Annotated in this window: 4 protein-coding genes; 2 read left to right on the forward strand and 2 right to left on the reverse strand. The window is 33.5% G+C overall.

The window, feature by feature from the left end; translation table 11 throughout:
- Nucleotides 1-100: 100 nt before the first annotated feature.
- Nucleotides 101-3103: a SusC/RagA family TonB-linked outer membrane protein gene (locus tag JOOMADRAFT_RS00765; protein ID WP_008610706.1), complete on the forward strand. Its 3003-nt coding sequence runs from the start codon at nt 101-103 to the stop codon at nt 3101-3103.
- Between the two features lie 11 nt (nt 3104-3114).
- Nucleotides 3115-4650, forward strand: a complete 1536-nt coding sequence (locus tag JOOMADRAFT_RS00770) for a RagB/SusD family nutrient uptake outer membrane protein (protein ID WP_008610707.1) — start codon at nt 3115-3117, stop codon at nt 4648-4650.
- Between the two features lie 55 nt (nt 4651-4705).
- On the opposite strand, the gene JOOMADRAFT_RS00775 is transcribed toward JOOMADRAFT_RS00770, so the two are convergent.
- Nucleotides 4706-5392 carry a response regulator transcription factor gene (locus JOOMADRAFT_RS00775; RefSeq protein ID WP_008610708.1) on the reverse strand — a complete coding sequence of 229 codons (687 nt, stop codon included), beginning with the start codon at nt 5390-5392 and terminating at the stop codon, nt 4706-4708.
- A 35-nt stretch (nt 5393-5427) separates the two neighbouring features.
- A complete protein-coding gene (locus JOOMADRAFT_RS00780; RefSeq protein WP_008610710.1) occupies nt 5428-6705 on the reverse strand; it encodes a sensor histidine kinase in 1278 nt (425 codons plus the stop codon).
- Between the last annotated feature and the right edge of the window lie 61 nt (nt 6706-6766).

Consider the following 6766-nt stretch of genomic DNA (forward strand, 5'->3'; position numbering starts at 1 on the left):
TAACAATTGTTTGATAATCCTTTTTCAACACAAGCTAACTGGAAAAAAGATTATTCATTGTTAAATAAAGCTAACTATTTGAACTTTAAAATTTAATTGTATGAAGAACAATTTAATCAAAGGCTTAGCCTTGGTTGGAGCATTTCTGTGTTTCAGCATGGCTAAAGCCCAGACTGTGAGTGGAACAGTCTCTGACGCTACTGGCCCTCTCCCAGGGGCAAACGTTCTAGTAAAAGGAACATCCAATGGAACACAAACAGATTTTGACGGAAATTACACTTTAGACAATGTGGATGCCACAGCTACTTTAGTGTTTAGCTATGTTGGATTTACATCTAAAGAAGTAGCTGTTAATGGGCAATCTACTATTAACGCAACACTTACTGAAGACGCGCAGGCTTTAGATGAAGTAGTAGTTATTGGATACGGTACTACTACTAAAAAAGATGCAACAGGAGCAGTTGAAACTGTAAAAGCTGAAGATTTTAATAAAGGTGTTGTAACCTCTCCAGACCAACTAATTCAAGGACGAGTTGCTGGGGTACAAATTACCCAATCAAGTGGGGAACCTGGTGGCGCATCAAATATTAGGATTCGCGGTACATCTTCAATTAGAGCTGGAAACGATCCCTTAGTAGTAGTAGATGGAATCCCTCTAGGAGGAGGAGGAGGAGCAGGATCTGATATTGGTCTAGGTAGACAAAGTGCAAGAAATCCACTAAGTTTTATCAATCCAAATGATATTGCTAGCATGGACGTTTTAAAAGATGCATCTGCAACAGCTATTTATGGTTCTAGAGGTGCAAATGGTGTTATTATAATAACAACTAAGAAAGGAAAAATAGGGAAACCTCAAATAAACTTTAACACCTCAGTGCAATTCGGTACAATATCTAAAGAATATGATTTAATTGAAGCCAATGAATATCCTTCTATTGCTGCTAGTGTAGGGAATACTAATCCTGATTTAGGAGCTAGAATAGATCCTTTTGAATCAATCTTAAGAACTTCATTTACTCAACAACATGATTTTTCTTATGGCGCAGCATCAGAGTCTGGAAACTATAGATTTTCTATAGGGTATTTAGACCAAGAAGGTATTATTAAAGGAACTGGACAACAGAGGTACAGTGGGAATGTAAATATTACGCAAAGAGCTTTTAATGACATTGTTACTTTTGATTCTAGTATAATCTATTCATACATTAGAGATGACGGGGAAGCAATATCTGATAATGTAGGAGCTGAAGGAGACCTTTTATCGTCTGCATTGAGATGGAATCCTACAAGGCCCTTTTATAATACCGATGGCACATATAATCAACCAAGTGATAACCAAAGAAACCCATTGGCATTACTTGATTATTATGAAGACAACACAGAAACCTCTAGGATTCTAGCAAATTTTGGCACTACTATTAAAATTACCGATGGATTAAAATATAAACTGAATATTGGTGTCGGAAGAAATGAATCTACAAGAAGAGCCGCAACCTCTTCTTTACTTAACACAAATAACACATTAGGTAGAGGTATTGCATCTTATGAAGATAATTATAATTTTAATAAACTTTTTGAACACACCTTATCTTATAAAAAAGACTTGTCAGATAATTTTAATCTGGATGCAGTAATAGGATATTCATACCAATCATTCGAAGCGAAAGGAAATAGAATGGTGGGAAGAGATTTTAGCGTAACTGACCAAGACATCTATATAAAAGATATAGGGTATGCAGCTACCATACAACCTACAGAAGTAAGTGGATATTTTAATCCTTCTTTTGAATTACAATCTTTCTTTGGAAGAGCAAATATCAACTATAAAAGTAAATATCTACTAACTGCTACTTTAAGAGCAGATGGTTCTAGTAAATTTGGAGAAAACAATCAATATGGGTACTTCCCATCTGTTGGTGCAGCATGGCGATTAACAGAAGAGGGATTCCTACCTGAAGCTATTTCTGAATTTAAACTTAGAGGTAGTTGGGGTATAACTGGTAACCAAGAATTTCCCGCAGGTTCAGCTCAAACTCAATTTGGACCAACAGGAGATGGAACTGCATTACAACAGGATAATGTAGCAAATCCTAATTTACAATGGGAATCTGTGGCACAATGGGGAATAGGATTTGATTATGGTTTCTTAAATAATAGAATTAAGGGTTCTGTTGATTATTTTAATAGAACTACAAACGATTTATTATTTAGATTGCCTGCTATACAACCAGCTCCTAACGTTAACTATTGGACAAACTTTGACGACATTGAAGTTTTAAATAGTGGATTTGAATTCTCAATAAACGCTGGAATCATAGAAACTGAAGATTTCACATTCGATGTAAGTTACAATATGGCATTTTTAGAAAACAAAATTAAAAATGTATCCAATCAATTTCCTTTAGGAATTCCTACTGGTGAAATTAATGGTAGAAGTTTATCTGGTCAAAGAGCCCAGTTGTTGTATGATAATCAACCTTTATATGAATTTTATCTTCCAATATTCGAAGGTTATGATGCTGCTGGATTACCTATTTACAAAGACACCAATGGAGACGGGGTAGTAAACCCTAACTTTGATGGTCCTGGAGGTGCATCAGATAGGGATTTCGTTGGAGATCCTAATCCAGACATCACTATAGGAATCGCTCTGAATGCTCGGTACAAAAATTTTGATATGGGAGCAAATCTAAATGGAGCGTATGGACATCAAATTTTTGATAACACAAATGCTGCTTTATTTTACAAAGGAGCTGTTACTAGTGGAGATAACGCTACATATCAAGAAGTTAATTCTGGTGCAGCAGAAACAGGAGGAGGACCATTCCTTTCTACTAAAGATTTACAAAGTGGAGACTTCTTAAGACTAAACAATCTTACTGTTGGTTATACTTTAGACTCTCAATCTATATCAACCAACTGGATTCAATCATTAAGATTCTATGTTACTGGACAAAATTTATTTGTAATAACACCATATGATGGTTTTGATCCTGAAGTAAATACAAACAAAGAAGTTGATGGAGTACCTTCTTTCGGTATAGATTACACATCTTACCCAAGGAGCAGAGGTTTTGTAATCGGATTAAATGCTAATTTCTAAAATTAATGAAAATGAAAAAAATATATTGGACACTAATTCTCATTATAAGCCTATTTGTAGGTTGTACAGATTTAGATGAAGAATTAAACGATACAGTTGAAGGTAGTGTTGCAAAAGAATCTGTAGATACTAAATCGCTTTTGATAGCAGCATATCAAGCGCTTAGGATTTTTGACACCCAAGATAATATTTTTGCGCTACAGGAACATACTTCAGATGAAATGGCTGGACCAACTAGAGGCCCAGATTGGGATGATGCAGGGATATGGAGAGTTTTACACACTCATGATTGGACTAGCTCTCATACCTATATAAATAGTGCATATAATGGACTATTAAGTGGTATATTTAGAGCTACGCAGGTTTTAGAATTTGCACCTACACCATCTCAAGCTGCAGAAGCTAGATTTCTTAGAGCATTCTTCTCATTTCATATGGTAGATAATTTTGGTTTAGTTCTAGGTAGAGAGCCTGGAGAAGATTTAACTCAGCCTCCTTCAATATACTTAAATAGACCTGAAGGAATTGAGTTTGTAATATCAGAATTGGAAGAAATAATAAACGACCTTCCTGCTTCTGGCGGTGCATCTATAGCAACACAAAATGCAGCTCACACATTATTAGCTAAAGCATATTTAAATAGAGCCGTCTTTTTAGCTACAGATGAAAACACGAATGGTGCCTCCGCAGGACCTTTTACTTTCAGTGCTGCCGATATGAATAAAGTAATTGAACATTGTGATGCGGTAATGGGATCAAACATGTATACTTTGGAAGACAAATATTTTGATAACTTCTCTCCAACAAATACAGACGATTCATCAGAAAATATATTTGTAAGTAATAATGTACAAGGGAGTAACACTGCAAATACACATTCCAGATGGCATATGACACTTCATTACAACAATCAACCAGATGGATGGAATGGTTTTGTAACCTTATCAGATATTTATGATCTATATGAAGAAGATGATATGAGAAGAAGTTATACTCCAGATTATTTTGAAGGTAATACAGGTATGAATGCAGGGTATTTAGTTGGACAACAATACGCTGCAGATGGAACTCCTCTTCAAGATAGACAAGGAGGTCCTTTGGTATTTACTCCAGAATTTTCATTAACTTCTTCTAATGAACTAAATGGAATACGAGTTATTAAATATCCTCCTGATTTTGTTACCAATAATACCCCAGGAAATGATTATGTATTTTTTAGACTTGCAGATGTTATGCTTATGAAAGCGGAAGCTATTTTAAGAGGCGGTAATGCCACTAACGGCGACACCCCTATAGGTTTAGTTAATGATATTAGAATTAAAAGAAACGCATCAGAATTAAATACAATAGATTTAACATCTTTATTAGAAGAAAGAGCTAGAGAATTTTACTGGGAAGGATGGAGAAGAAACGATCAAATTAGATTTGGAACATTTTTAGATTCATTTCAAGAAAAACCAGTTTCTACAGAAACGTATTTACTTTTTCCAATTCCTCCTTCAGCACTATCAACAAATCCAAATTTAATTCAAAATCCAGGTTACTAAATAGAGTTTTTAACTATTTTTGAACATGCAAAACGCCTCTTCACAGAGGCGTTTTCTATTCTGTTAACTTTAATAAAAATCCTTTATTATGGATATTTTCAATAGCTATTGTAGCATCTTTACTTAAATATTTTCGAAGATGAGAAATAAATACATTTAAACTCTTTCGGTTAAAATAATCATTTTCTCCCCATATACTTGTTAGAATATCTTTATGCGGCGCTAATTCATTTTTACGCCTCCATAAAAACAGTAACAATTCACTTTCCCTTGAGGTTAGTGAAATAATCTCTTCCTCAAATTTTAACTGCTGAAGCTTAGGATTAAAAATATACCGTCCAATTTGAATTTCATTAAAATTTTCTTCATTACTAGTAACTTGTAACCTTGATAACAACGTCTGTATTCTAACTACCAATTCTTCTTCATCAATCGGTTTCTTTAAATAATCTACTGCTCCTAAAGAAAATCCTTTTAAAACATCAATTTTTAAAGAACGTGCTGTTAAAAATATAAAAGGAACAGATGGGTATAAATCTCTAATTTTTTCTGCCAATGTAAATCCGTCCATTTCTGGCATCATTACATCTAAAATTAGTAAATCGAAATTCTCTTTTTCCAGAATTGCCAAAGCCTTGACTCCATTGGTAACCCAATGCAATTGAAAATTCTTCATTTTTAAATATTCACTCAGTAAATACCCAAGGGAATTATCATCTTCTACTAATAATATTTTATTCATTTCCTTTTTGTTTCATTTTAACACTTCTTAGGCTTTTACCGAGGTAATTGATGGGGTACTTTAATTGTAACTACAGTTCCTTCGTTAATTTTACTTTTCAAAAACACCTTCCCTTTATGCAAGCGTATTACTTGCTTTACATAACTTAGTCCAAGACCGTAGCCTCGCACTTTATGGAGATCGCCAGAGATTATTCTATGATACTTTTTAAAAACATTCTTCAATTCATTTTCTGCAATTCCAATTCCATTATCCTTCACTTCAACATACATTTGATTGCCCTTTGTAACCGCTGTTAATCTTATTACTGGTTTACCTTCAGAATATTTCTTGGCATTATCTAATAAATTATTAATGGCATTCTCTAAATGATTTGGTTCACACAAAATCCAATACGCTCCATCTTGAAGTTCATATTCAAAATCTATATTTTCCAAATTGGATAATTTAGAAAAAGAAGTTGCCAAGGAAAGCAAATTAGGTCTAAAATCTGTTAATTGTAAATCCATCACACTTTTTCTACTCTCCAAACCTGCCAAGTCCAAAACCTTTTCAATTTGAACTTTCAATTTATTATTTTGCTCTCTAATAATAGCTACAATTGGCTTTGTTTCGTCAGTAGCTTTTTCAGACAACAATTTGGTAGCAAGCCCTATTGAAAAAACAGGAGTTTTTAATTCGTGTGTAAGGTTATTTATAAAATCATTGGTAGTAGTTATAACACTCCGCTGCCAATAAAGCGATCGTAACACCCATATTACAACGAGAATAATAGCTATTATAAAAATTAAACTCGGAATAGTTAAGCCATTTAATTGTGAAAGAAAATAATTATTCAAATCTTCAAACTGAAGCTCTAAAATTAATCGTTCATTTATTTTATCAGGTAAATATCCACTAAGAACTATCGGAAATTTAAGCTGTTCTTCATCGGAAACTTTATAATTAGGAGATGTTAAATATACAGTGGAATCGTTTTTAAAAAGACGGTAATTAAATTCAGATTTAATTCCACTTTGCATCAATCGGTCTACTAAAAAATCATTCAAAAAATAACGAGAAGCATCTTGAATGCTATCTACACTCATCTTAAAATAGGAACTGTCTTTGGTAATAGCCTGTTCCATTAAAAAAGTTAGTTCATTTTGGTGATTCAAATCTTGCTTAATAGCTTGTACCGCCTGCCCTGCTTTAGAATTAAATTGAACCTTTGCTAAATTCAATCCAACTTTTAAGTATTGATATTGAATAAAAGCCAACCCAATTACCGAAATAATGAAAATTATAATATATCCTTTTTTGAAATTGAGCATACTTACTAACTTAACAATCTGCCACAGCAGAAATTTATAGGCATTATTACCTCAGAAAGGG

This window comes from Galbibacter orientalis DSM 19592 (genome assembly GCF_000260115.1).
Classification (GTDB): domain Bacteria; phylum Bacteroidota; class Bacteroidia; order Flavobacteriales; family Flavobacteriaceae; genus Galbibacter; species Galbibacter orientalis.

What these genes read in the sequence shown, in the direction of transcription:
- JOOMADRAFT_RS00765 (WP_008610706.1), top strand. Translation starts at nt 101, where the DNA reads ATGAAGAACAATTTAATCAAAGGCTTAGCCTTGGTTGGAGCATTTCTG.
- JOOMADRAFT_RS00770 (WP_008610707.1), top strand. Translation starts at nt 3,115, where the DNA reads ATGAAAAAAATATATTGGACACTAATTCTCATTATAAGCCTATTTGTA.
- JOOMADRAFT_RS00775 (WP_008610708.1), bottom strand. Translation starts at nt 5,392, where the DNA reads ATGAATAAAATATTATTAGTAGAAGATGATAATTCCCTTGGGTATTTA.
- JOOMADRAFT_RS00780 (WP_008610710.1), bottom strand. Translation starts at nt 6,705, where the DNA reads ATGCTCAATTTCAAAAAAGGATATATTATAATTTTCATTATTTCGGTA.